This is a genomic window from Roseofilum sp. (assembly GCF_982964205.1).
The window spans coordinates 36,751-61,095 of sequence record NZ_CEZBFX010000018.1; the positions used below are offsets into that span (position 1 = coordinate 36,751).

Annotated in this window: 27 protein-coding genes, 1 pseudogene and 1 riboswitch; of the genes and pseudogenes, 23 read left to right on the forward strand and 5 right to left on the reverse strand. The window is 44.2% G+C overall.

Going from position 1 to position 24,345, the window contains the following annotated elements; translation table 11 throughout:
* Positions 1 to 56: 56 nt before the first annotated feature.
* Together AC3A14_RS07435 and AC3A14_RS07440 are read left to right on the forward strand one after the other, a co-directional pair.
* On the forward strand, positions 57 to 2,030 hold the full coding sequence (locus AC3A14_RS07435) for a response regulator (protein ID WP_318731222.1): 1,974 nt from the start codon (positions 57 to 59) through the stop codon (positions 2,028 to 2,030).
* 25 nt (positions 2,031 to 2,055) lie between these two features.
* Entirely contained in the window at positions 2,056 to 3,954 is a 1,899-nt protein-coding gene (locus tag AC3A14_RS07440) for a response regulator (RefSeq protein ID WP_318731223.1), read from the forward strand.
* A 1-nt stretch (position 3,955) separates the two neighbouring features.
* Here the strand turns inward: AC3A14_RS07440 and AC3A14_RS07445 are convergent, their stop codons facing one another.
* Positions 3,956 to 4,417: an Lrp/AsnC family transcriptional regulator gene (locus AC3A14_RS07445; protein ID WP_318719794.1), complete on the reverse strand. Its 462-nt coding sequence runs from the start codon at positions 4,415 to 4,417 to the stop codon at positions 3,956 to 3,958.
* Between the two features lie 151 nt (positions 4,418 to 4,568).
* Between AC3A14_RS07445 and AC3A14_RS07450 the strand changes: the two genes are divergently transcribed.
* From AC3A14_RS07450 to AC3A14_RS07465, 4 genes are all read left to right on the forward strand, one after another.
* Entirely contained in the window at positions 4,569 to 5,201 is a 633-nt protein-coding gene (locus tag AC3A14_RS07450; protein WP_318719795.1) for a LysE family translocator, read from the forward strand.
* Between the two features lie 165 nt (positions 5,202 to 5,366).
* Complete coding sequence (locus tag AC3A14_RS07455) at positions 5,367 to 5,981, forward strand: Uma2 family endonuclease (protein ID WP_318719797.1); 615 nt, start codon at positions 5,367 to 5,369, stop codon at positions 5,979 to 5,981.
* Between the two features lie 124 nt (positions 5,982 to 6,105).
* Positions 6,106 to 6,288, forward strand: coding sequence for a hypothetical protein (locus AC3A14_RS07460; protein WP_318719798.1), 183 nt, complete (start codon positions 6,106 to 6,108; stop codon positions 6,286 to 6,288).
* Entirely contained in the window at positions 6,279 to 6,461 is a 183-nt protein-coding gene (locus AC3A14_RS07465; RefSeq protein WP_318719800.1) for a type II toxin-antitoxin system RelE/ParE family toxin, read from the forward strand. Before AC3A14_RS07460 ends, AC3A14_RS07465 begins: the two co-directional genes overlap by 10 nt.
* 9 nt (positions 6,462 to 6,470) lie before the next feature.
* Here the strand turns inward: AC3A14_RS07465 and AC3A14_RS07470 are convergent, their stop codons facing one another.
* The gene (locus AC3A14_RS07470) at positions 6,471 to 7,145 is read right to left on the reverse strand and encodes a hypothetical protein (protein ID WP_318731224.1); all 675 of its coding nucleotides are present in this window, start codon (positions 7,143 to 7,145) and stop codon (positions 6,471 to 6,473) included.
* Between the two features lie 370 nt (positions 7,146 to 7,515).
* Between AC3A14_RS07470 and AC3A14_RS07475 the strand changes: the two genes are divergently transcribed.
* The 16 genes and pseudogenes from AC3A14_RS07475 to AC3A14_RS07550 all read left to right on the forward strand — a co-directional run bounded on the left by AC3A14_RS07475 (position 7,516) and on the right by AC3A14_RS07550 (position 20,049).
* Complete coding sequence (locus AC3A14_RS07475) at positions 7,516 to 7,791, forward strand: hypothetical protein (protein WP_318719802.1); 276 nt, start codon at positions 7,516 to 7,518, stop codon at positions 7,789 to 7,791.
* On the forward strand, positions 7,788 to 8,159 hold the full coding sequence (locus AC3A14_RS07480) for a hypothetical protein (RefSeq protein WP_318731226.1): 372 nt from the start codon (positions 7,788 to 7,790) through the stop codon (positions 8,157 to 8,159). The genes AC3A14_RS07475 and AC3A14_RS07480 overlap by 4 nt, the downstream gene beginning before the upstream one ends.
* Before the next feature lie 120 nt (positions 8,160 to 8,279).
* Complete coding sequence (locus AC3A14_RS07485) at positions 8,280 to 8,426, forward strand: hypothetical protein (RefSeq protein ID WP_318731227.1); 147 nt, start codon at positions 8,280 to 8,282, stop codon at positions 8,424 to 8,426.
* Positions 8,407 to 9,612: a serine hydrolase domain-containing protein gene (locus tag AC3A14_RS07490; protein WP_318731228.1), complete on the forward strand. Its 1,206-nt coding sequence runs from the start codon at positions 8,407 to 8,409 to the stop codon at positions 9,610 to 9,612. Before AC3A14_RS07485 ends, AC3A14_RS07490 begins: the two co-directional genes overlap by 20 nt.
* Before the next feature lie 67 nt (positions 9,613 to 9,679).
* Positions 9,680 to 9,940, forward strand: a complete 261-nt coding sequence (locus AC3A14_RS07495) for a hypothetical protein (protein WP_413039045.1) — start codon at positions 9,680 to 9,682, stop codon at positions 9,938 to 9,940.
* A 7-nt stretch (positions 9,941 to 9,947) separates the two neighbouring features.
* A pseudogene (locus AC3A14_RS07500) lies at positions 9,948 to 10,328 on the forward strand (PIN domain-containing protein).
* 374 nt (positions 10,329 to 10,702) lie between these two features.
* The gene (locus AC3A14_RS07505) at positions 10,703 to 11,359 is read left to right on the forward strand and encodes a Cap15 family cyclic dinucleotide receptor domain-containing protein (RefSeq protein WP_318719807.1); all 657 of its coding nucleotides are present in this window, start codon (positions 10,703 to 10,705) and stop codon (positions 11,357 to 11,359) included.
* A gap of 22 nt (positions 11,360 to 11,381) precedes the next feature.
* A complete protein-coding gene (locus AC3A14_RS07510) occupies positions 11,382 to 12,248 on the forward strand; it encodes a nucleotidyltransferase domain-containing protein (RefSeq protein WP_318719808.1) in 867 nt (288 codons plus the stop codon).
* 264 nt (positions 12,249 to 12,512) lie between these two features.
* Positions 12,513 to 13,784 carry an FAD/NAD(P)-binding protein gene (locus AC3A14_RS07515; protein ID WP_318719809.1) on the forward strand — a complete coding sequence of 424 codons (1,272 nt, stop codon included), beginning with the start codon at positions 12,513 to 12,515 and terminating at the stop codon, positions 13,782 to 13,784.
* A 100-nt stretch (positions 13,785 to 13,884) separates the two neighbouring features.
* Positions 13,885 to 14,029, forward strand: a riboswitch (cobalamin riboswitch).
* Positions 14,030 to 14,283: 254 nt separating this feature from the next.
* Entirely contained in the window at positions 14,284 to 14,454 is a 171-nt protein-coding gene (locus AC3A14_RS07520; protein ID WP_318731230.1) for a hypothetical protein, read from the forward strand.
* The gene (locus AC3A14_RS07525) at positions 14,438 to 14,902 is read left to right on the forward strand and encodes a hypothetical protein (protein ID WP_318731231.1); all 465 of its coding nucleotides are present in this window, start codon (positions 14,438 to 14,440) and stop codon (positions 14,900 to 14,902) included. Before AC3A14_RS07520 ends, AC3A14_RS07525 begins: the two co-directional genes overlap by 17 nt.
* Positions 14,903 to 14,970: 68 nt before the next feature.
* Positions 14,971 to 16,071 carry a fatty acid desaturase gene (locus AC3A14_RS07530; protein ID WP_318731232.1) on the forward strand — a complete coding sequence of 367 codons (1,101 nt, stop codon included), beginning with the start codon at positions 14,971 to 14,973 and terminating at the stop codon, positions 16,069 to 16,071.
* Positions 16,072 to 16,207: 136 nt separating this feature from the next.
* On the forward strand, positions 16,208 to 17,575 hold the full coding sequence (gene rppB, locus AC3A14_RS07535) for a two-component system sensor histidine kinase RppB (protein WP_318731233.1): 1,368 nt from the start codon (positions 16,208 to 16,210) through the stop codon (positions 17,573 to 17,575).
* Between the two features lie 546 nt (positions 17,576 to 18,121).
* Positions 18,122 to 18,538 (forward strand): element excision factor XisH family protein, encoded by a 417-nt coding sequence (locus tag AC3A14_RS07540; protein ID WP_413038559.1) that lies wholly within the window; start codon positions 18,122 to 18,124, stop codon positions 18,536 to 18,538.
* Entirely contained in the window at positions 18,526 to 18,861 is a 336-nt protein-coding gene (locus tag AC3A14_RS07545) for a XisI protein (RefSeq protein ID WP_318731234.1), read from the forward strand. Before AC3A14_RS07540 ends, AC3A14_RS07545 begins: the two co-directional genes overlap by 13 nt.
* Before the next feature lie 90 nt (positions 18,862 to 18,951).
* Positions 18,952 to 20,049 carry an ankyrin repeat domain-containing protein gene (locus tag AC3A14_RS07550; RefSeq protein ID WP_318731235.1) on the forward strand — a complete coding sequence of 366 codons (1,098 nt, stop codon included), beginning with the start codon at positions 18,952 to 18,954 and terminating at the stop codon, positions 20,047 to 20,049.
* A 194-nt stretch (positions 20,050 to 20,243) separates the two neighbouring features.
* Here AC3A14_RS07550 and AC3A14_RS07555 read toward each other — a convergent pair whose 3' ends face one another.
* The 3 genes from AC3A14_RS07555 to AC3A14_RS07565 all read right to left on the reverse strand — a co-directional run bounded on the left by AC3A14_RS07555 (position 20,244) and on the right by AC3A14_RS07565 (position 23,801).
* Entirely contained in the window at positions 20,244 to 21,284 is a 1,041-nt protein-coding gene (locus tag AC3A14_RS07555) for an RNA ligase (ATP) (protein WP_318734659.1), read from the reverse strand.
* Positions 21,285 to 21,484: 200 nt separating this feature from the next.
* The gene (locus AC3A14_RS07560) at positions 21,485 to 23,122 is read right to left on the reverse strand and encodes a GspE/PulE family protein (RefSeq protein WP_318731237.1); all 1,638 of its coding nucleotides are present in this window, start codon (positions 23,120 to 23,122) and stop codon (positions 21,485 to 21,487) included.
* A gap of 67 nt (positions 23,123 to 23,189) precedes the next feature.
* Positions 23,190 to 23,801, reverse strand: a complete 612-nt coding sequence (locus AC3A14_RS07565; RefSeq protein WP_318731238.1) for a cysteine dioxygenase family protein — start codon at positions 23,799 to 23,801, stop codon at positions 23,190 to 23,192.
* A 168-nt stretch (positions 23,802 to 23,969) separates the two neighbouring features.
* Between AC3A14_RS07565 and AC3A14_RS07570 the strand changes: the two genes are divergently transcribed.
* Positions 23,970 to 24,345 (forward strand): hypothetical protein (locus AC3A14_RS07570; protein WP_487778951.1); only part of this gene is annotated, 376 nt, incomplete at its 3' end.

Here is a 24,345-nt window from a genome sequence, read left to right on the forward strand (position 1 = left end):
CCCTATAGACGTTCAGAAGTTTCGTTGTTTTTAAAAATTAATCGAGTGCTAAATTTATGACCTCTAATCGAGTTATCCTCTGTGTCGATGATAACCCCATTATTTTAGATAGCTTAAAGCGACAACTGAAAGCATGGTTGACTTACGGTTATTTTATCGAGCAAGCTGAAAGCGGAATGGAAGCTCTAGAAATTGCTGAAGATTGTTTGTTGGATCAAATGGATATTGCTTTAATCATTTCCGATCATATGATGCCGGAAATGTCGGGTGATGAGCTATTAATTAGAATCCATGATTTATCTCCAAAAACATTGAAAATATTATTAACGGGTCAAGCTAGTGCCGATGTTGTGGGACGAGTGGTTAATTATGCTAAATTATATCGATATATTGCCAAACCTTGGGATGAGGAAGATCTGAAGTTGACGGTCCTTGAGGCATTACGAAGTTATGACCAAGATCAAAAATTAGCCCAGCAAAATCAAACCTTACAACTGATCAATACAGAACTCAGGGAACTGAATCAGGATTTGGAGAAAAAAGTTTATCAAAGAACCCAAGAGTTGGAACTGGCAAAACAAGCCGCAGAATTAGCGAATCGGGCTAAAAGTGAGTTTTTGGCTAATATGAGTCATGAGCTGAGATCGCCTTTAAATGTGATTTTAGGCTTTTGTCAATTAATGGGCCGTTCTCCTGTTTTACCAACAGAACATCAAGAGAATGTTCGGATTATGAATCGGAGTGGCCAACATTTGTTGACTTTAATTAATAATGTTTTAGACTTATCTAAAATCGAATCAGGGAGAGTTACTTTAGATGAGGGCTGTTTTGATTTTAGGAGGATGATTGACGATCTGGAGGATATGTTTAAGCTCAAAGCAGAACAAAAAAATATAGAATTAATTTTTGCCATCGATCGAGAGGTTCCAGACTACATTTGTGCAGACCAAGTCAAATTGCGCCAGGTCTTGATTAATTTGCTCAATAATGGAATTAAATTCACCCAAAAAGGGCAAGTCTTTCTCCGTGTTTTAGCGATCGAGAATGAAGAATTAAACCTCTCAAAAAAAGTGGCTCTGCAAGTGGAAGTAGAAGATACTGGTCCTGGAATAGCTCCAGAAGATCGGCAAAAGTTATTTGAGGCATTTGTGCAAAGTGAAACGGGAAAAGTGTCTCAAGAAGGAACGGGTTTAGGCTTGACTATTGCCCAAAAATTTGTTCGGCTGATGAACTCCACAATCACTCTTAAAAGTCAAGTGGGTTATGGGAGTAAATTTCAGTTTACGATTGAAGTCTGTACGGTTGATGCAAATGAAGTCGTCCCGAGCAGTGGAAGTCGTCGAGTAGTGGGTTTAGCACCAGAACAGTCTGTGTACCGAATTTTGATTGTGGACGATCAGTGGGAAAATCAGCAACTTTTGTTACAAATTTTAGAACCGATCGGTTTTGAAGTGAAAATGGCAGAAAATGGACAAGAGGCGATCGCCATTTGGGAAAGTTGGAAACCTCACTTAATTTGGATGGATATCCGGATGCCAGTTATGAATGGAGATCAAGTGACTGAGCATATTAGAGCGAATACACCAGCAACCGATCGATCCCCCATCATTATTGCCTTAACTGCAAGTATTTTAGAGGACGAACTCGAGCGTATAGTCAGGGTAGGGTGTAATGATTGTGTGCGGAAACCCTTCACAGAAGCTCTGATCTTTGAAAAGATTGCCCAATATCTAGATGTACGTTATATTTATGATTATCATTTAGAACAGCCAAGGGAAAAATTAATCACTACTTCTCTATCCCCATTTATTCTCACAGCCCATAGCCTAAATGTTATGCCCAATCAGTGGCTAAAGGCATTATATCAGGCAGCAGATGCCATTGATGACGATCGGCTTTTACAGTTGATTGACCAAATTCCTGAGCCGCATTTTGCTTTAGCTAACGCCCTAACTGATTTAGTAAAAACCTTTCGCTGCGATCAAATCTTAAGTTTGATTGAGGAGAGCGATATTGATATTCTTGATTAAGATGAGGAGCTAGTTTGTAAAAACTGTGGATACTTACAAAGGGAATATTTTAATTGTTGACGATCAACTGGAAAATCTCCAGGTCTTATCTAAAACGTTGTCTGAGGCTGGATATAAAGTTAAAGGAGCGGTGAAAGGAGAAATGGCTCTCAGAGCTTCGCGATCGGGAAATCTGGATTTAATCCTTTTAGATATTAAATTACCGGATATGAATGGCTATGAAATTTGTCAGGAGCTAAAAAAAGACGAACAGACTCAGAATATTCCTATTGTCTTTCTCAGCGCATTAGATGAAGTTTTAGATAAAGTCAGGGCGTTTCAAGTTGGAGGCGTAGATTATATTACTAAACCGTTTCAGGTGGAAGAAGTTTTAGCTCGCATTGAACATCAATTAACGATTCGACGATTGCAAAACCAGCTAGAAGCGCAAAATAAAACTCTGCAACAGGAAATTCAAGAACGTAAGAAAGCTGAAGAAGAGGCCGCAGCAGCGTCTAAGGCTAAAAGTCAATTTTTAGCGAATATGAGCCATGAACTCAGAACCCCTTTAAACTCTATTTTAGGGTTTACTCAAGTGATGCTTCGGGATTACCAAACTAATGATGAACAGCGAGAATATTTAGAAATCATTAATCGAAGTGGCGAACATTTATTAGATTTGATTGATGATATTCTTGATTTATCAAAAATTGAAGCAGGAATTATTCATTTAAATGAAAAAGACTTGGACATCTACTATTTATTAGATGGCTTAGAGGATTTATTTGAAATCAAAGCAGAATCTAAAAATATCCATCTAGAATTTAATGTTGATCCTCAAGTTCCACAATACATCAAATCAGATGAGCAAAAGCTACGGAGTTGCTTGATTAATTTGATCGGCAATGCAATTAAGTTCACAGCACTCGGTCAGGTGAAACTGAGTGTAACGCTCCAACAAAACAGGGGTCATAATGGGAATATTGAATTTATTGAATTTAAAGTGAGTGATACAGGCCCAGGGATTATACAGGAAGAACAACAGGATTTATTTAAGGCTTTTGTGCAAACGTCAACCGGGATAAGTTCTGCTCAAGGAACGGGTTTGGGTTTATCGATTACCGATAAGTTTGTGCGTTTAATGGGAGGAGAAATTTCTGTTAGCAGTGAAGTAGGAAAAGGAACAGTATTTGTGTTTGATATTCCCCTAAAATTAGGCCATCAATCTTTACTTAATTTTAGGGAAACGGATACTCGCCAAGTCGTAGAGTTAAGTCCTAATCAAAAGATGTACCGTGTTTTAGTCGTTGATGATACCCCAGAAAATCGCAAGCTGCTGGTCAAGTTACTTTCCCCTGTCGGTTTTGAAGTAATTGAAGGGACGAATGGTCAAGAAGCGATCGCTCTTTGGCAGAGCTGTAAACCTGACTTGATTTTCATGGATACTCGGATGCCTGTGGTTGATGGCTTAGAAGCGACTCGCATTATTCGGGAGCAAGAACAGCAGCAGGGTCTAAAGTCAACAGTGATTATTGCCTTAACTGCTAGTGCTTTTGAAGAAAGGCGTACAGAAATTATACAGGCTGGTTCCGATAATTTTATTTGTAAACCCTTTAAGAGTCAGGTGATTTTTAATAGTTTATCTCGTTATTTAGAGGCTTCTTACATTTATGAAACGATGCCAAAATCTAAAAGGAAGCTTAAAAAACATCGGGTACGCAGCGATCGCTTCTGGGGAGAACAGTTTACTCAAATGTCACCAACCTGGGTACAGGCTCTCTATTCTACTGCTAGAGAAGTGAATGAAGAACAAGTTGAATTCTTGATCCAATCAATTGCCCCGACTCACCCAGCCCTATCTGAAGCACTGACTGCTTTATTTGATAACTTTCGCTTAGATATTATTATGCAAGTAACCCAGGATTATTTGCAGCGATCGCCCTAACCTATTGACGATCCATAATGCCTCGTCTCGGAAGTGGTGACGAAAGAATAATAGAAGTCGAAGTTTGTCCAAACTCACTCAGTTGATTGATTATCTCCTCTAAGTGCCCCATTGAAGATACCGTCACTTCCATAAAGAAAGAGAAGTTACCCGTTACATGGTGACACGATCGCACTTCTGGCAACATTTCAATCAGGGCTAAGATCTGCGGATACTTCTGAGGAGTCGTGGTGAGGGCAATAATAGCAGCAATAGCATAGCCCACTTTTTCCGGGTTGACCTGGGCTTGATATCCTATAATGATACCCGCTTCTTCCATTCGTTTTACCCGTTCGGCGATCGCTGGAGCAGACAACCCCACCTTTCTCCCTAACTCCGCCAACGATATTCTTGCCTCCTCTTGCAAGATCTCCAGAATCCGCCATCCGGTTCGATCGAGCAGTTTTTCAGAATCAAAAGTCATTACTCAATTTTACCTTATAATTCTCCAAAAATCGCTTCATTTTCCTTCAAATCTCTATTCAATTCCGCTTTAGACTTAGTTATTCTAAAACACAGTAGGAGCAACCCATTTCCCATTCCCTATTCCCCAGCGCATAGCACAATAATTCCCCATGGAACTTTCAGTCATTCTCAAAGGATTAATCATCGGTTTATCCATTGCCGCACCCGTTGGCCCTATTGGCATTTTATGCATTCGTCGCACCTTAAGCCAAGGCAGAATCGCCGGATTAGTCTCCGGTTTAGGGGCAGCCACTGCCGATGGTTTCTATGGCTGTATTGCCGGATTTGGATTAACCTTCATCTCCAATCTTTTCATCGAACATCAAATCGCATTACGCCTCATTGGTGGACTTTTCCTCTGTTATTTAGGTATCCAAACTTTTCGCTCGTCTCCCAGTAAAGAAGAAGCTAAAATTGACGGTAAAAACCTATGGCGAGCTTATATTTCTACCCTCTTTCTAACCTTAACCAATCCCTTAACTATTCTCTCTTTTGCCGCTATCTTTGCCGGATTCGGAGCTGGAAATACTAACGGACACTATGGGTTAGCTCTTATCCTCGTTCTGAGTGTATTTTCTGGGTCAGCTCTGTGGTGGTTCGTCCTGGTTACCGCCGTTGGCTTCATGAAAAATAAAATTACCCCTCATCGCTTGCGCTGGATTAACCGTATTTCTGGAGTCATTTTATCCGGATTTGGCTTAATTGCTCTTCAGGTTAGTATAGTCGAGTTATACATGAAGTAGAAAATATGAATGTCCTTAACCGTCGCCTGGGACTAGAACAGGAATTTTTTCTGATACAGGAAGAAGGAATAGGGACTGAGGTTGAAAGGCGATCGCGGCTGGCATCTTTCCTGTAACTCTTCCAGGGTAATATAAAATGGTGGCGAGATAGCCCTGTGAGGCACAATGATGGTTGTCCAAGCTTCCCCTCAATCTAAACCCCTATGGGTCCAACTTCCCCAAGAATTGACGCTGCATGTGACACCGGAGCAGTTTGCCATGCTGGCTGCGGCCAATCGCGAACTTCGACTGGAGAGAACTACAACAGGAGAATTGATCGTGACCCCACCAACGGGTAGTGAAACGGGCAATCGCAACTTGAAACTCAGTTACTTCCTCGCCCGGTGGATTGAAGAAGAAGGGGGTCATGGTTTGGCTTTTGATTCTTCAAGTGGGTTTGAACTGCCGAATGGGGCGAACCGTTCTCCTGATGCTTCATGGGTACGTCAAGAGCGTTGGGATGCTCTCACCCCAAAGCAACGCAAGGGTTTTGCGCCCCTATGTCCGGACTTTGTGGTTGAATTGCGATCGGAAACTGACACTCTCAAGGAACTGCGGGCAAAGATGCAGGAATATTTGCAGAATGGGGCGCAGTTGGGCTGGTTAATTGACCCGAAAAATAAGCGGGTGGAAATTTATCGTCTAGGTCAAGCTGTTGAGGTGTTAGAGAATCCGAACCAGCTATCAGGAGAGCAGGTTTTGCCGGGGTTTACACTGACGCTGAAGCGGGTTTGGGCATGAAGAAAGTATTCTTTTACCGGGCAAACCCAACATTTCGTCAGAGGAAGAGTGCGGATACGAAATAGAACTGGGACGGGCGATTGAGTGATAAAATAGGGAGATACTCTGCTTTGGTCAGTGGGTTATGACAACAACGAAAGAAACTGTCCGCTCTCTCCTTGAGAGACTCCCAGATGATTGCTCTTTTGAAGAAATCCAATACCATCTTTACGTTCTTGCCAAAGTTCGGCAAGGTTTGGAAGCAGCAGATACTGAAGGAACAATCTCTCAAGCAGATGCAGAAAAACGTTTGAGTCAATGGCTGTAGTAAACTGGTCTTCAAAAGCATTGGATGATGTGGATGCGATCGCTGCATATATTGCTCGTGACTCTACTGCGTATGCTTCTGCTGTCGTCCAAGAAATTATTGACGTTACCCGAAATTTGCAGCAATTTCCTCTGAAATCCTGTCGGATTGCCCAGATTGATGACACGCCCTAATTCATAGACTTAACTCAGCACGCTTTTACCAAGCTTGCATAATCCAGCCATAACGCTCAGCCCTAATAGAGAGATGAAACTGCTAGGTTCAGGAACCGACGTTGGTGCCTTGGGGTCACCATTGACCTCTGCTTGCATGAAAAATGCTGTGAGTTCAACCTCATCCACAGGAAGTGCAGCCGGGTCACCCGTGTTGGTGTTGTTCACGTAAGCGATAAGCTGATTAACACCTCCATAAATAAAGTTTTCGCTCGTCACTAAAGGGTCGCCCTTTAGCCAATTGCTACTGCCTGTGAATTCAAAATCAACCGGACCACGACCATCACCAAAATCATGGACACCTGAGCCGACGCTGCCGAAGATGACAGCGTTGGCTCCAGGAATAACGGTTCCATTCAGACTCAGGACAACACGATCGTCAACGCCAATATCAAAGATGGAGAGCGATACATTCTCAACGTCATCAGGGACAAAGAACTCGAACATTCCTTGCCAAACCCCAGGTGTCCCAAATGGATCGGGCCAAAGGGCATTGCTATCCAACCTTGCAGTCGGTGAAATATACGATGCCCCACCATCGTTAGAAATCTGCCATCCTTCCAGACTTGTACCGGTACCTAAATCAACCATAAACGCTTGTGCTGGAGTTGCCATGCTTGCAACTAACAACGTCGATGCGCCCATGAGTAGAATGTTTCTCATAAAACAAAAATTCAAGAAAAAACTAACTCATCACATAATATACCTCATTCTATCACTCTGGGAAAAGCACCCAAATCCCGCCGCTCATATTGCATTGCCGGAGTCTCTGGCATGAGTTCGTCGGCATAACTCACCGTACTGCCGTGACACGACTAAAATGAGGCAATAGGATAACGATAGCAAACCAATTAAAGCACTGAGATCGGTTATTGATACGGGATATACGGGTGATTTGATGCTGCCAAGGGCGATCTGTTGGGAATTAAACTTTTGAGCAGTTTGGTTATCTCCTAACCCTTCTTTTCTGCTTAGGGTAAAATTTAGGGACAATCTTGCAACCGAGGTTCAGTCTATGGCAGTTCGTCAACCCCGCTATAGCAAAGAAGAGTTTGCTCGGCGTGGCGATGAGATTTATGAGTCTCAGGTGCGTCAACAGGCCGAAGAAGGCAACCAAGGCAAAATTGTGGCGATCGACATCGAAACAGGAGCTTTTGAGATCGCTGACGATCTACTCACAGCATCAAAACAGCTCTCAGCAAGAGTATCAGATGCTCAAACCTGGTTTGTTCGCATTGGACATCCAGCAGTCGATCGTTTTGGGGCACGGAGTTTGAGACCAAAGCAATGATGCAAGGGCGTGTGAATCAGAGTTGTGAAGCAATGTTGGCGATCGCCGTTAGGAATAATCAGACAACGCAAAGGGTAGATGCCGTAATTGATACAGGCTTCTCTGGTTTTTTAACCTTGCCATCAGAGATGATCTCGACATTAGCACTCAGTTGGGAAGGTCGAGATATGGCGACATTAGGCGATGGAACTTTTTGTACTTTTGAAGTTTACCTTGGGCTGGTAATTTGGGACGGGCAATACCGTGAGGTTTATATCAATGAGTCAGAGACGGTTCCTCTGATTGGAATGCAGCTATTGCGAGGTTATGATTTGCGAATCCAAGCAATCGAGGGTGGTCTAGTGACGATCGAGGCTTTGTCTCTCTAATCGCTATCGGTCATTTCTTCTTTTCCATACTGGATTCTAAAGGAAACTGGTATTCATGCAAAAGCAATCTGCCACCGCTCATCTTGGTCGTTTTGCCGCTCACTCCTTGATGGAGATAAAATGCTAAACTTTACACTGCGCTTGAAGCGATCGCTCTCACTCCCTTCCCCACTGAATTTTCTTCAAAAGCATGAGTATCAATATATTCACGACAATAGGCTCGATCGCACGTTGGGTTGCGATCGTCATGACTATTGTCATGGTTGAAGTATTTTGGATTGCCCGTCCAGCAGTACCGCGCGGAGATTTGGCAACCCTCGAAAACTATTTGATCCAAAAACTGAGTCAGCCAGGTAAGCCGAAACTGGGTAGTGCAGCTCTCATTCTGATTCAAAAGGGTGAAGTTGTTGCAGCCCATCCTTTTGGGATTGCAAATGCCGCCAAAAAAATTCCCGTCCAGATCGATCGCACAATCTACCAAATGGCATCCGTGAGTAAGATGGTCACCGCTTGGGGGGTCATGAAGCTCGTAGAAGAAGGACGGATCGCTTTAGATAAGCCTGCCAATCAGTACCTGAAACGCTGGCAATTTCCCGTGAGTCAATATAGCGATAAGGTAACCATTCGACATCTACTCAGTCATACAGGAGGATTAGACGACCTTTTTGGCTACGCTGGTTTTCTGCCCGGTGAATCGATTCAATCCCTTGAAGAGTCGCTGACTTTGACCCAAGATTCTATGTCAGGAAAACCTCGTGGAGTGACAGTTGCTAGAGAGCCTGGAAGAAACTGGCTATATTCTGGCGGTGGTTACACCGTCTTGCAATTATTGATTGAGGACGTCACGCAAGAGTCTTTTTCGGACTATATGAAAAAGGCTATTTTAGAACCTTTGGGTATGAGAGAATCAAGTTTTGACTGGGAGGCGATCGCTGCTTCTGGTCGTACAGATCGGCTAGCAACCAGCTTCGATGAAAAACTTCAACCGAGTCCTCATCGTCGATACACAGCTACAGCAGCGGCATCTCTTTACGCAACGCCTCAAGATATGGCTCGCTTCGTTCAAGCTTATAGCCGAACGAACTTAGTTCTAAAACAAGAAACACTAAAGCAAATGATCAACCCTCAGCCAGGGGCACATCAGGATTGGGGTTTAGGACATACTTTGTATGTTGCTAATGGTGCTGATGAATATACTGTAGGTCATGATGGGGGGAATTTGCCGGCGTTAGGGCATACGGTGCGGGTCAATCCTGCTACAGGCAATGGTATCGTTCTCCTCATTTCAGGAAACTTAGAGTTGGCAAGCCAGTTAGGAGATGACTGGGTTTACTGGGAAACCGGGAAGCTACCGATGAATGCAAAGTGGCGAATTTTGGGCAGCCGTTTAGTGCCAGCGCTTGTTGGAATTGGGTTAGGGGCGCTGGCGATCGCAACTTGGTCTGTTCAGTAATGGTTTGCTAATGAGGTGAGGAAATCAGTAAGATAGGAGTAGTGTAGGAGTGCTTTGAACAAACTGTATCAATATAAGTATAGAGCTACCTCCAGATTTAGAAGATGAACTATCCACTGAGGCATCTCAACTCAAGTTGCCTTTAGTAGAGTATATTTTGCGCGTCCTCTCATTTCGCCCTTTCCTTCAAAATCCTCCTAAAACCGGTGTAGAACTCGTGGCTTACTGGGAAAGCATCGGGGTGGTTGGTTCCCGATCTGATGTCATTGATAGTCAGGAACACGCGCGTAGGTTGCGTAACCAGACAGAAAACCGAGAGCGGGCTTAGGTAGCGAATGTATTTAGTTGATACAGATGTCATGATTGACATCCAGCGAGGTTACGCGCCTGCGCTTGCGTGATTCGCCTCTGTCTCAGAACTGCCAAGCATTCCTGGGTTTGTTGTCATGGAACTGATTCACGATGCTCAGAACAAGCAACAGGTTCGTAAAGCTTTACAGATGGTGGCTCCGTTGCAAATTATTTGGCCTACTGAAACCGATTGCGCTCGTGCTTTGTCTGATTTCACAGCCTATTATCTGTCTCATAAGGTCGGCCTAATTGATGCATTGATTGCCGCTTGTGCCGTTGGCCGAAATGCTACTCTCTGTACTTTCAACGTAAAGCACTATCGAGTCATTCCTGGCTTAAACGTTGATCAGCCATATAGTCGTTGAAGCCGCCTAACATTACGTTGGTGCGGACGCAATAGAGATTATCGGTTAGAGTTAAGGTTGTAAGGGTCGATCGCACTTTATGGGGAGTCACTCAGCATTCAAAGGTCAACCCTGATCGCCCACAAAATTAGGGGTATTGGCATCAGCACGGATGAGGAGATCGTAATCAACATCATGGATTCCATTGAGTCTTGCCTTTAGCGATTTGTTGGATGGCGCAACCAGCGTTTTAATTCAATCATGCTAGGTAGGGTTATCCCTACCTTCATAGTAGTTCTTAGGTACTAACCTAAAGATAAACTAGATCGTTGTGTAGTGTTACTAAACTCAGAAAAAAACTACACATAGAATGAGACACCTGGAGTAAGCTTTACATGCACGCCTATGCAACAAACGCTTCTGAGCGAAAATCGACTCCAATTTGGCTGGCGTTCTTTGCTATAGTGGCTTCTTTAATTTTGAGTTCTGGGTTGCAGTTGACGAAATTGCAAGCTCCTTGGTGGCTTGACTCGCCATCAGTCATGGGGTTTTACGGCCTAATTTATCAGTGGTTTGATAAATATCTGTGGTGTCAACAATTTAAATTCATATCCTTCTCATCGATCCCAAATCTTCAAGGTACTTGGGTAGGTGTTATTCACTCATCTTATAGTGGTGAAACTAATGTTCCAGATACAACAACCGATATCCCAGATGTGATTTTGTATGTTCGGCAAACCTGGACACAGTTAAACGTGCGTTTGACTACTCAAAATTCCAGTTCGTATTCTATTATGGGAACAGTCAATACACATAAATCTTCAGAGCCTTGTTTGAAGTATGAGTATATGAATGAACCATCTGCTCTAAGCATCGATACTATGAATGCTCATCGAGGTACGGCTAATTTACAGCTATCTCCAGACGGTCAGGAATTGGCTGGAGATTACTTCACTGGTCGTGGGAGGCAGAATATCGGAAAAATGGAATTCAAGCGTGTCTCTCGTGAGTATTTGACACGAGTAGAGGCTTTAAGAAGAGTAACTCAGTAATTTTGATGACGATTCTAATCTTATGGCTATATCTCAATCCCAACTTCAAACTTGGTCTCATCAAGGAGCAACTGTATCGGCGAAAAAAACTCATGAGTCTATTAGACATGCCCTACAAAGTTATCAGTGGACTTTAGATATCTATTACACCACCTACTTGCAAGGATCATATAGGAATTCAACCAATATTTATGGTGATAGTGATGTAGATCTTGTAGTAGAACTCACTTCTAGTGTTTACTCAAATTTAACCACAGAAGAGAAATCGAAGTTGGGAATGTTCCCTGTTGGCTATACTTGGTTTGACTTTCAAAAGGATGTAATTTCTGCATTATCCAGATATTATGGTTCTCAATATATTGATACATCAGGTAGTAAGTCAATCAAGTTGCTACCTCATAGTGGGCGGATCAAAGCAGATATTGTTGTGTCGGCAACTTATGAGCATTATGAGAAGATGCAATTAGTCGCAGAAGGTATGACATTTTGGACAAGACCTGGAGAGCAACAAATTTGCAACTTCCCAAAACGCCATTATGATAATGGTGCAAATAAGAACTCCAAGGAACAGACTGGTGGGTGGTATAAGCCTACAGTTCGAGTTTTCAAGAATGCTAGAAATTGTATAAATGCAGGTTTGCATGTTCCAAAGCAATTTCCCTCTTATTTTATTGAGTGTCTTTTATACAATGTCCCAAACCATAAGTTTAGCGGTAGTTTTCAATCGACATTTGAAAATTCACTTAATTGGCTAAGTACCAAGTTAAAGAAGGGTGATTGCCAAGATTTTGTATGCCAAAACGAAATGAGTTATCTATTTGGAAATTCACCAGTTCAATGGAATCCTGATGATGCTCGTGATTATGTACAGAGGTTGATAAACCTTTGAAATACTTAAGTTGATTGGTTCAGAGGATGACAACAGGCTTGAATCTAAGACTAAGCTTGATTATGAGCATTTTAACATGGCGAAAAAATCTCAACGATTTTTCGGGCAAGTAACCCTCTAACCTGATGTTATCGTTATGTGATCTCCACATTTGAGCTGCCTTGTCACCCCTTGAGTAGTCCATTCAGTCTTGGCTTAAGATAGAATTACAGAAAGTAGAATGATAATCATCATCACAAGTGAATTGAACGAGATTAGAAAGTGATGTGTAATTGGAAGACGGCCCCCTCAAATGGAACGGTAGACCAGGTAGATATTGCCATAATTGGTGCGGGCCCCCAGGCGTTAACATTAGTGACGCATCTGCTGCAAAAGAAGGAGTCCATGCGCAACCGCTTTGTGGTACTCGATCCAGCGGGGGATTGGCTACAGCAATGGCAACACCAGTTTGCTGCCTACAATATTCCCCACCTGCGATCGCCGGTAGTCCATCATCCCGACCCCAATCCCCATGCCCTGCGAACCTTTGCTGAATCCCGTTCATCGGAACTCTTTGCTCCCTACGACCTACCGGGAACCCAACTCTTCCATGACTTTTGTCAAGAAGTGATTCGGCGCTGGGAATTACACGAGCGAGTCATTCCAGCTCGGGTACAGCGGATCGAACTGTTTCGTCAGCAAGGATGGCAGCGGTTTCGATTGGAACTCGCCGACGGTGGAGTGCTGACAGCCAAGCGGGTTGTGTTGGCGATCGCCGGCGGTCAAGCCAATATTCCTGCATGGGTACAAGCCTTGCCCTCAACCCCCCCAAAAAATCGCCTCCTGCACTCCAATCAGGTCGATCTGCGCGATTGGCCGCAGTTAACCGGAGAAACGATTTTAATTGTCGGCAGTGGGCTGACGAGCGGACACCTAGCATTGGGGGCGATCGCTCGGGGCGCAAAGGAGATCGTGATGGCGCGGCGCACCTTTTACGAGAAACTCTTCGATGCCGAACCGGGATGGCTCGGCCCCAAATACCTCAAAGGGTTTCACGCCGAACCGGATTGGGAAACGCGCTGGCGGATGATTCAAACTGCCCGTAATGGAGGTTCCCTAACCCCAGCCGTTCTCACCCAATTGCGACGCAAAGAACGACAGGGCAAGCTCTCGTTTTACGAGCAGTGCGAAGTTCAGTCCGCCACGTGGCAAGAGAATGCCTGGAGAGTAACCTGCAACCATCCGGGTATTCATCACTGCATTGCCCAACAAGCGATCGACCGCATTTGGCTGGCAACGGGTAGTACGCTAGATGTGGATCGCTGGCCCCTATTAGCCAATATACGGGCGACTCACCCCTTACCCCTGGTTAATGGCTTACCCGTGTTAGATGCTCGGCTTCGCTGGGCAGGACGCAATCTTTTCATTATGGGGGGAGCCGCAGCATTGCAATTGGGGCCGGTGGCTCGCAACTTATTTGGGGCTAGGCTGGCGAGTCACCGCATTGTCCCAGCATTGATCAAGGACTTTAGTGGGCGATCGTACTCCGCAGTATAACTGTGTTGGTGCAGAGTGATTGCTGGGAGTTCAAGGTTATCGTTACTGCACTGGGACTATTTAGGCTGCTTGGGGGTTATTGTCAAGGTAAAATAAATAGGGTATATTACTCAGGCTCGGTTCTAGCGCCTGATACCCGCTAGAGGTAACGGGGAAAGTCCGGTGTAAATCCGGCGCTGTCCCGCAACTGTGAGGAGAGACGCAACTCTTTAAGTCAGAATGCCCGCCGAGGTGTAAACCCATCACATAAACATCTGCGAGGTACAGATGATGAAGACTTCAAATTTTTGCGATCAGCTTTTTGTCAAACATTTAAGGTTGTAGCGTTCTAAGTTGAACGTCAGGTTGATATTCAATCAAGCTATCTGAGTAAAGGTAGCCAAGTTTTGTGCTGGCGATCGCATCTAGTACCCTCACTATATCTAACTATGGGCTGTTTACCAATCAGAAGACAGCTAGTATTTAGGTTGACTTACAGAATTTTAGGAAGCGATAACTGATGACCATTCAAGCTACAACGCTGGGGTATACCCGCATTGATAAAAATCGTGAAGTTAAAAAGGCATTAGGAGCCTTTTGGAGCTGCCGGGAAGAAGTGATTCCGGCTCTGAAAAACAGGGTGGCTGCCGCAAAATTTATTCAGGAGGAGAGCCATGGGACTCAGGAATGATATATGGCAGGGCGATTGCGGCTACTGGCAAGACCTATTTATTCGGGAAAACCTGTTACCCTTAGGACATGCAGCATGGCAGGGGTTTATCACTGAGGGACGGGGCATGGTAGCTTGCGATGTGGCCGCGATCGATACTGGATCTGTAGATTATAACAGTGACATAGTTGAGCATACTGTCCGGTTTGTTCCCCTGTTGCATGTCTCAGCCTATTTGCAAACGCTCCATCTAAAAACAACAGTTATTGAACGGCTGCTTGATACGGTTCAAACCTATGATCCCGTTCAAGAAATTCTGTTGTTAATTGATGAAGACGGACAGGCAGATATTAACCTACTGCGAAACCTCAAAGTTGCTCCAGTTGATTGTTACCAACAGGTGCAACGGCGTTGGGTAGAGTTCCAACTCGATCAATCCCCTGGAGATTTGTATGAACAAAAATACTGAATAGATCCCAATACCGGCTCATCCCTTTTTTAAATATCAATTTTCCCGTCAACTAAAACCACCGAAATATGCTCAGAAAAGCTAATTTTGTCTTGACTCCATACATCAACAGCAGCAACCTGCGGGCAACTTACCAAATTCTTAATACCGTTGTGCCTTATGTTCTCTTATGGATTTTAGCCATACAGGCTCAATCAATTTCTCTATGGCTATTGCCCCCAATCCTTGTACTCCTAGTTCTCTTTTCACTGCGCTGTTTTTCCTTGATGCATGATTGTGGACACAATTCTCTCTTTCGGTCAAAATCAGCAAACCGTATTATTGGGTTCCTGCTGGGTGCGATCAATGCGATTCCCCAATATGGCTGGTCAAGAGATCATGCCTACCATCACAAAACCAATGGCGACTGGGAGCGATATCGAGGCGTTGCCGATTTCTTGTCCACCGAGGAGTTTTCTCAGCTCGATCCTTTCCATCAAAAACTATATGAAGTCCTGCGACATCCACTTATGGCGATTCCCGGCGGCTTCTTCTATCTTGTCATCAAGCCTAGGCTGATTTTGAGCCTAGGAGTTTATGATTTAATCCATCATATATTTACTGATTTAAAGCAGGGTTCGGAGTTTAAATTAGCGCAAATGATTTCTGCCCACCAGTCCAAATACTGGCAGTCATCTGCTGAATTTTGGGATCTCCTGCTCAACAACATCTTTGTGGTCAGTAGCTGGATTATTTTAAGCTCTTTATGGGGATTTGAATTGTTTTGGAGTATTTACTCTATGGTCATCATTTGTTCTGCCACGATCTTTATCTGGATCTTTTTTGTCCAGCACATTTTTGAAGGTGCTTACGCTCATAAAACGGAAGGCTGGGACTATATTTCAGGTGCAGTTAAGGGCAGCAGTTATTTAAAATTACCAGCTATTCTCAGATGGTTTAGTGCAGACATTGGCTATCACAATATTCATCATCTTTCCGAAAGAATTCCCAATTACTATCTCGCCGCTTGTCATCGTGAAAATAGTCATCTGCTTTCGGATGTCAAGATTCTCCGAATCACAGATTTATTTGACTGTGCCCAATTCATTTTGTGGGACGCAGATTCAAATCGTTTAGTTTCGGTTGCATCCTTTCGTCAAGCTGCGGAGGCTAGGGCAAACTTTAATTGATTCGCCGGACTTGATATTACCCCCTTTTAGGGAAAGTGACAGAAGAGGATAAATATATTTCTTATTATTTTTTGGGTTTAAACTATTGCCTAGTGTGAAGTGCTATAGAGCTATGTCTGTTGTTTAAGTTCCATTTATGAAAAGTTCTCCACTTTTTCGTCACAGTCGCCTTCGTTTAGCGTTTTGGTATGCCTTAGTGATGGGGGCAATTTTAAGTGTATCGGCGTTGGGTATGTATCGTTCCCTGGTGCGATCGAATTGGCAAGCAATGGAACGGGAAATGGAGTCGATCGCGGGAACACTTCACGATAGCTTAGAACCGATGTTGCCTGCCTCAGAAAACCCCACCACTGTGTTAAGGCAGATTTTGCCTGAATTGTGTTTAGTGGGACAACCGTGTAATTTTAATCCGACTTTAATTGAAAGACATACCATTGGTATTAGCGATCGCAGCACCTATTTCCTACGGCTGTTTAATCATCAGGGGCAACTGCTAGCTTTTTCTCCCAATCAACCGGCGAATCTTTCTGGCATCTTAAAGGATACTCCCTGGCAAACTCTCACCAGTGAGGGGATTCGTTATCACCAATTTACGATTATTTTACACAGTGCTTATCCTCATTCCGTTGGCGATCGCCACAAGCACAAATCATCTTGGGGTTATTTGCAACTGGGACGAACTTTACAACCCTTTGATGCTGAAGTTAGACGCATACAAACGATCTTAGCGATCGGGTTTCCCCTAATTTTAGGGATAGTGGTGATGTCGAGTTGGTGGCTTTCCGGGTTAGCCATGCAACCGATTTATCAATCGTATCAACAACAACAACAGTTTACCGCTAATGCCGCCCATGAGTTGCGATCGCCCCTAGCTAATTTGTTAGCAACCATAGAAGCCATGTTAAGAATACCCTCCTCAAAACCCGAAGATTTAACCCCAATGTTGCAAACTCTAGAAAGACAAGGAAGACGCTTAAGCCATCTAATTACAGATTTACTCTTATTAACTCGTCTGGAAGATCGAGTCCCTTCTACCTCTTTTCAGTATTGTTGTTTAAACGATTTAGTTGGGGATCTGGTAGAAGAATTTTCCGAGGTGGCTATGAGGGCTGATATCGATCTCATTGAGCACATCCCCGATCGCCCAATTCAGGTTTTAGGAGACGATTCTCAACTTTACCGTTTAGTCTCTAATTTAATCGCTAATGCCATTCAATATACCCCTAGTCAAGGTCAAGTCGTGGTGAGCTTAACCGTCAAAGAACGTCAGGCTTTGATTCAGGTTCGAGACACGGGAATAGGGATTGCCAAAGAAGAACAACCGCGTATTTTCGATCGCTTTTACCGGGTTGACAGCGATCGCGCTCGAACCACAGGAGGCACAGGTTTAGGATTAGCCATTGCCCGGGCGATCGCCCACTATCATCAAGGCGATCTTACGGTTACCAGTCAACTCGGTCAAGGGAGTCTATTCACTATTGCTCTTACCCTGATTCATTCTTGAGTAACTATCAATGTCCTGGTGAGTTAGTCATTCTTAAAATTCACTTTACCAATAGGCTTTTAAATGCTACGATCATAGCCAATTGATAAGTATGAACAGCATCATATTATTCTCAATCTAAAAGAAGAACCCCATAGTGTAGAAAATTGTCGCGACGGTGAAAATAGAGACTTTATCTACCACAAATTTGAATCCTTTGCACGTATATTTTTAACTAAACTAATTCTCAAATATGCATTACAAGCAGAAGAATATCATTTCTCTAAAAGCCTTATGGCTCAACAGTACAAGCAAGTTCTGAATTATAGGGAATATTTGCCCTGGAAAAAAACTGGAGGAGCCTTTGTTACCGCTTTTTTGGGTCAGCTTAAATACTCACTACCCTTACTCGAGGATTTGTACTACATTTTGTCGTGCAAAATGTGAGTTAAAATGCTATAGCCATTGGGTTGAGGTTACTTCATACTCAATGCCGTCCAGTATAGGTTAAGGAATAGAAAATTTTGATATAATTCAGTGAAGCTCAACACTGAATTCGATCGCATCATGTCTGCTAAAGATGTTTATCATAATACAGTTAAAGTAGCCTTGCAAAAAGAAGGTTGGACAATCACCGACGATCCACTAGTGTTAGAGTTATCTTCTGGTAGGCTGGAAATCGATTTGGGTGCAGAGCAACTGGTTGCTGCTGAAAAAGATAATGTCAAAATTGCTGTTGAAATCAAGAGTTTCTTATCTTCTTCTCCAACTTCAGAATTTCATCGCGCTCTAGGTCAATTTCTCAACTATCGAGTTGCCTTAAAACAGGAAGAGCCAAATCGAGTTCTGTTTTTAGCCGTTCCCGCTAAAATATATTGTAGTTTTTTCTCTGGAGAACTGGCGCAATTGAGTGTTACTGAATACCAGGTGAAAATTCTCGTGTTTGATTCCGAAAAAGAGGTTATTGTACGATGGGAAGATTAGATGAGTACCGCCAAGCTGTTCTGAAAGTCATAGCAGAACATCATAAATATAAATCGTCTTATGGTGACCTAGAACAATTTATTATTAGCGATACGCAAAACGACCATTATCAACTGACAAGTATTGGCTGGAATGGCGATCGCAGAATATTTAGTTCCTTAATTCATATCGATATCAAAGGTGATAAAATTTGGATTCAGCATGATGGTACGGAAATTGGCGTGGCGAATCAACTGATTGAGTTAGGCGTACCCAAAAAAGCGATCGTCCTGGGTTTTCACGACCCCAATGCTCGCAAGTTTACCGAGTTTGCGATCGATTAGGATTGGGGAATAGATTAGGGAATACCAAGAAAAGAATCAACGATCGCAATATCAGCAAACGAGTTATTAACAGATTGGAGGAAGTTGAATTTGGACTGGAACTCCTTACGGAAATCTTGCTTGGAACCCCAAAGCTATCAGACAATCCACTTTTTAGCCGAAGAAGGCAATATTCCGTCGCTGAACATTTATCTGCAATACATAGGAAGTCCCAACATTGCAGTTGGCGGGATAACCCCTTTATATTTAGCAGCACGAGAGGGTCATTTTGAGGTTGTTCGTCTTCTGGTAGAGTATGGAGCCGAGGTTAATCCAAAAGCATCGGATGGTTATCCAGCCTATTCGCCAATTTTTGCAGCGATTTACCACAAGCGCGATCGCATTGTAGAGTTCCTTTTAAAGAATGGAGTAGAACTCGATATCTATTTAGCGGCAGCGTTGGGAGATCTAGAAAACTTAAAACGTTTGCTCGCTGACGAGGACGATATTAATTCTCTCAACATCAAGCGAAATGAACCTTTCTTCGGAGGAGCGAGCTTATTGCATCTGGCAATCTGCCGAGATTCGATGCCAGTCGCCGAATTTTTGCTTGAAAAAGGAGCCGACATTCATATTCGCAATAAATCAGGCGATACTCCTCTCCACCATGCTGCCAAGTATAATGCGCTCGCTGTCGCTCAATTGTTGATAGAAAAAGGAGCCAAGCTTGATGCCGAGCCAGAAAAAGAAGACACGCCGTTACATCGAGCCTGTAGATACGGTCATGTAGAGATGATAGAACTACTATTAGATAATGGAGCTGAGATAAATGCACTCGGTTGGCCTCGTAAGACTCCCATCAATGAGGCTATTCAAGGAAATTACCCAGAAGCAGTGAAGGTGTTAATCGATCGCGGTGTATACTTAGGTAGCATTCGTTATTATACTTTTTATGGCAACGATAATACAGAGCATTCGAGCAAACGTCCGCTAACTTTAGCCAGAGAACTGGGGGATAGGGAAGAAATTATTGAACTACTTATTGCTAATGGAGCTAAGGAATTTGGCGACGATATTTTATCAGCAAACCCTTCCTTAGCCTTATTAGTTGGTGGCGTAATAGTACTCCTAGTCCATCTGTCTATGCATTACTTGTCCGCATTTCTATGCGATATCACAGCAACTCCATGTATACCTCCTCCTTATTAAGTTGGTTAGGAGGAATGGAAAGATTAGACAAGTATCGCCAAGCTATTCTGGAAGTCCTGGCGGAACACCATACAGCGCTTTGCGCTTTCATAGAGAAATGGTATTAGCCGTTACCTGGGCAATTGTCCATCATCATCAAAGCTATCTTACGGTTACCAGTCAACTCGGTCAAGGGAGTTTATTCACCATTGTTCTTAACCTGATTCATTCTTGAGTAACCATCGATTGGAGATCGCCTTGAAAGAAAACATCTCTCCATCAACTGGCTCTAGGGATTTGTATACCAAGCCCTCTCGTCTACTGGCATTTAAAGATGGGCCATCGGCATGAGAGAGCAACTCCTCAAGGGAAGAAAAGTTGCGGAAGACTTGAATCGATTCAGAGACGACGGGCACATGCTGCAAGCCGAGCTGTTGGATAAAAGAGAGCCGCTCTGATGCCGGGAAATATTGCTGGCGATCGATGTCCCAAACATCAAAGACAAACCAAGCTGGTTCTGTCAGCTTCTCGTTATTTTTCTGAATGTTAGGGCCGATCAACTCGCCTTGAATGGCTAGGTTGCGATGTAGTGGAGGCAGCAATTCGAGCAAATTTAGCTTCAGAGCGACTTGCCAGAGAATATTGCGGGGCTTGTCGGGGCGATCGCACTTGAGGTCTAGGTTACGCGAGCAAACTCCAACCTCACCCTCTCGGACGTACACCGTCATGGAAGAGCCATCCAGCTTAACGGTTTCCTCAAAGGCAACATCCTGGAGAGTAGCGGCATAAGATTCCCACAAGTTTTGAATCCGTTCTTGGTCAGTTTTCGGAATAACGCTAGGGAATGCTCCCTTCACCAACCCCGATAGAGAGGCTGGAACTGGAGGCTCGTATTTCTGCACCCCCAATAGCTCAGTGACATCATCCCCTACGGAGCAAGACAGCGCTGCAAGTTCCGGAAATGTCGCCACAGGTAAAACCAAACCTTGGGAAAGTTGTTTGCGCAACTTGACGGTTCGCAAGCGAAACCCTTCTTCTTCTCCCATACGTTTGAAGGAGCTAGATCGGAGAAATTCAAATTCAGGGCGAATGGGGAGAAAAGAGTCAATCTCGAAGTAAACAGCCAGATCCCCCACCTGAAATTCATTGCGCTTGGTTACCACTTGCCAGCCTCGTACCTGAACGACATCCAGCGAATCAGCATTGGGCACAGGCTGCGAAGACTTTATTTGCTCGATTGTTGCCAGTTTTCTCATTGTGTTTTCACCCAGGACAATCTTTGTACATTTACCCTCTTAACCAACAATTATAGCTATTTTACTACAAATCGTATTACTCTAATAAAGTTGCTGTAGCGCTTTAGAAATATGAGCTGCCATAGTACTACAGCACTAAAAGGAAGGGGGTATAATACATGATTTTTGGCCAGTCACGGCACGAGGTTGGGTTTCGGTTCTCAAGTCAACTTATACTGCATGGCGCTGCGAGGGAGAACTCGCTCCACCTCCTCCACCGTCGTTTTACCCAGGGTTACCTTATCAGTGGCTGCTTTGCGAAAGGACATAAAATCTGTGTTTTTCAAATGTCGGCGCAAGTCAGTGACTCCCCCTTCATAAATCAACTCGTGAATGGGATCGTCTACATTAAGCAACTCAATAATGGCCTCTCGTCCTAAATATCCCGACTGAAAACACTTAACACACCCTTGTCCTTTACGCCATTCTTCTGGGTTGGCTTCATGTAAACCAATGCCTAATTTCTTTAAATCCTCTTCACTAGGGCGATAGGGCGCGCCACAATGGGTACAAACACGGCGTACTAAACGCTGGGCAATAATCCCCAGGAGCGCGTCACTAATCAAACCCGGATCGGGTCCGATATCCTTGAGCCGGGGAATGGCTCCCACGGCATCATTGGTATGCAAGGTGGTAAAGACTAAATGACCGGTTAAAGCTGCTCGGACTGCGGTTTCTGCGGTTTCATGGTCGCGAATCTCTCCGACCATAATGATATCGGGGTCTTGGCGCAAAATGGCCCGCAATCCAGCGGCAAAGGTCATGCCTGCTCTTTCGTGGACTTGGGTTTGGGTAATTCCGGGTAAGATGTATTCTACGGGATCTTCAACGGTGACTACATTCACTTGCTCTGTGGCTACGGATTGTAAACTGGTATAAAGAGTACTGGTTTTCCCGGAACCGGTGGGTCCGGTGAGGATAATCATGCCCTGGGGTTGCTTGAGCCAGTTTTGATAGATGGGTTGGGTTTTATGGTTAAAGCCGAGGTCTTCAATTTTACTAAAGGGATTTTTCCGAGGAAGGAGGCGGATCACGGCTTTTTCGCCACTGACACACGGAAGGGTACTAACGCGCATATCCATGCCCAATTCTCGATTATCTTGGGTGGCGTATTTTTCTCCAATCCGTCCATCTTGGGGGCGACGACTTTCGGCAATGTCCATGTTGGACATGACTTTGAGGGCAACGATGACTTTACGGCTGACTTCTGATGAGAGAGTCGTAATATCTCGGAGTACGCCGTCAATGCGATACCGAACCCGCAAGCCGTGGGGTAGGGGTTCAAGGTGGATATCGCTGGCACGGTTGCGGAGAGCGCCGGAGATAATGGTTTTAATGCGGCTAATTTGACCGACGGCTTTGGATAAGTAGAGTTCGGTAACTTCGGTAATATTTTCTTGTTCGAGTTCCCCGGTGATGGGGTTAACGAGGGGCGCAGCACTGATGCGAGTATGGTCAAAATTACGGGTATGATGCCAAGAGCTGTAGCTTTTTGGGGAAATGGGGATGATTTTAATATCGGTGAGGGTACGATCGCTCATTTCTCGGATTCGATTGTCTTCTACCCTCACGGGAGAGCCAAGATAGTAGCAGTTGCGCCACAGCAGTAAGGGAATAATGGGAGGTAGGTTCTGGCGATCGGGGAATTCACGCCAAAACCGAGAACTGACTTCAGAATCAAGTAAGGATAGGTTAAGGTGGCGATCGCTATCGACTAATAGCTGAATGGCTTGATCACAAGTTACACTACCTTGTCGGAGTTGTTGCCAAGCTGAAGGAATCAGATCGCTGGTTTGCATGGGTTTTAGCTTGAGGATAAATGCTTTGTTTCCCAGTATACTGTTTTCCTCTTCGGTTGTTGGCGCTCTAAAAATTCCAAGCGGTATGATTAACGGAATCGAATTCAAACCGCTTGTCCACCTTTGTTTCTCCGTATATATTCAACGTAATCGCGGCTTCATTCCCTAGAGGTTCGACGCTGTGAATGGCATCGGGGAGAAAGGTAATGATTTCTCCAGGAGTTAAAATATAAGAATCTACGGCTTCAATGCGATCCTCGAATTCAGGAGTCGGACTTCTGCGCCAAAATATATTTTTTTCTTCTCCACTTAATAAAGCCACCACTCCCCAACTGCCATGATTATGAATCGGGGAAACATTGCCGGGTAACCAAGCCACAATTTGAATCGTCAGCGTAAACTCTGGTTCGTCATATAGGGATAAAATTGACCATCCTGGATTCGGACTCGGTTCTGAATAATAGGTTTGTAGCCAAGGAGAAGAATCTAATAGTTGACGCAAACAGCGAGCAATTTCCGGTAAACGCTGGCTATCTTCCGGAATCTCCCACAAAATCGTTTCTAAATCCGTCAGAAACCGATATAACCGATACGGTTTATCCCCAGCGTCTGGAGAACTTAAAGACTCTAAGGGATGACGTTCGCCTTGTTCATTCACGAGCCAATCAGCAGCTTGCATGGCATCACTCTTTAGTAAACACTTCTGAGGTCAACCGTAACTTAAAGGGAATCCCAAAGAGAAAATTCTCAGGAAGAGTTCAGATTTCTCTCACAGCTACTTCAGTTGGGTAAGGTTTCATGAAAATGTCAACAGTTACAGCTATCGTTAACTTTATCGGAGTCACTCATGAAACTACATTACATTGCCAGCCTAGCGATCGCCTCTATTTTTACTGTAGGTATTACCGCCCACACTTATGCTCAAGGGGAGTACAAGACCGGAGAAACTTCTACCTCTCTGAAAGCTTGCGCTGGCAATCCCTGTGCGGGTAAAAATCCTTGTGCCGGTGAGAATCCTTGCGCGGGTGACAACCCTTGTGCCGGTAAAAATCCTTGTGCTGGTGACAACCCCTGTGCTGGTAAAAACCCCTGTGCTGGTGACAATCCTTGTGCCGGTAAAAGTAGTGCCCTCAAAGCCTGTGCGGGCAAAAATCCCTGTGCGGGTGAAAATCCCTGCGCCGGAAGCAATCCCTGTGCCGGTGCCAGCAAACGTCCCGCTGTTT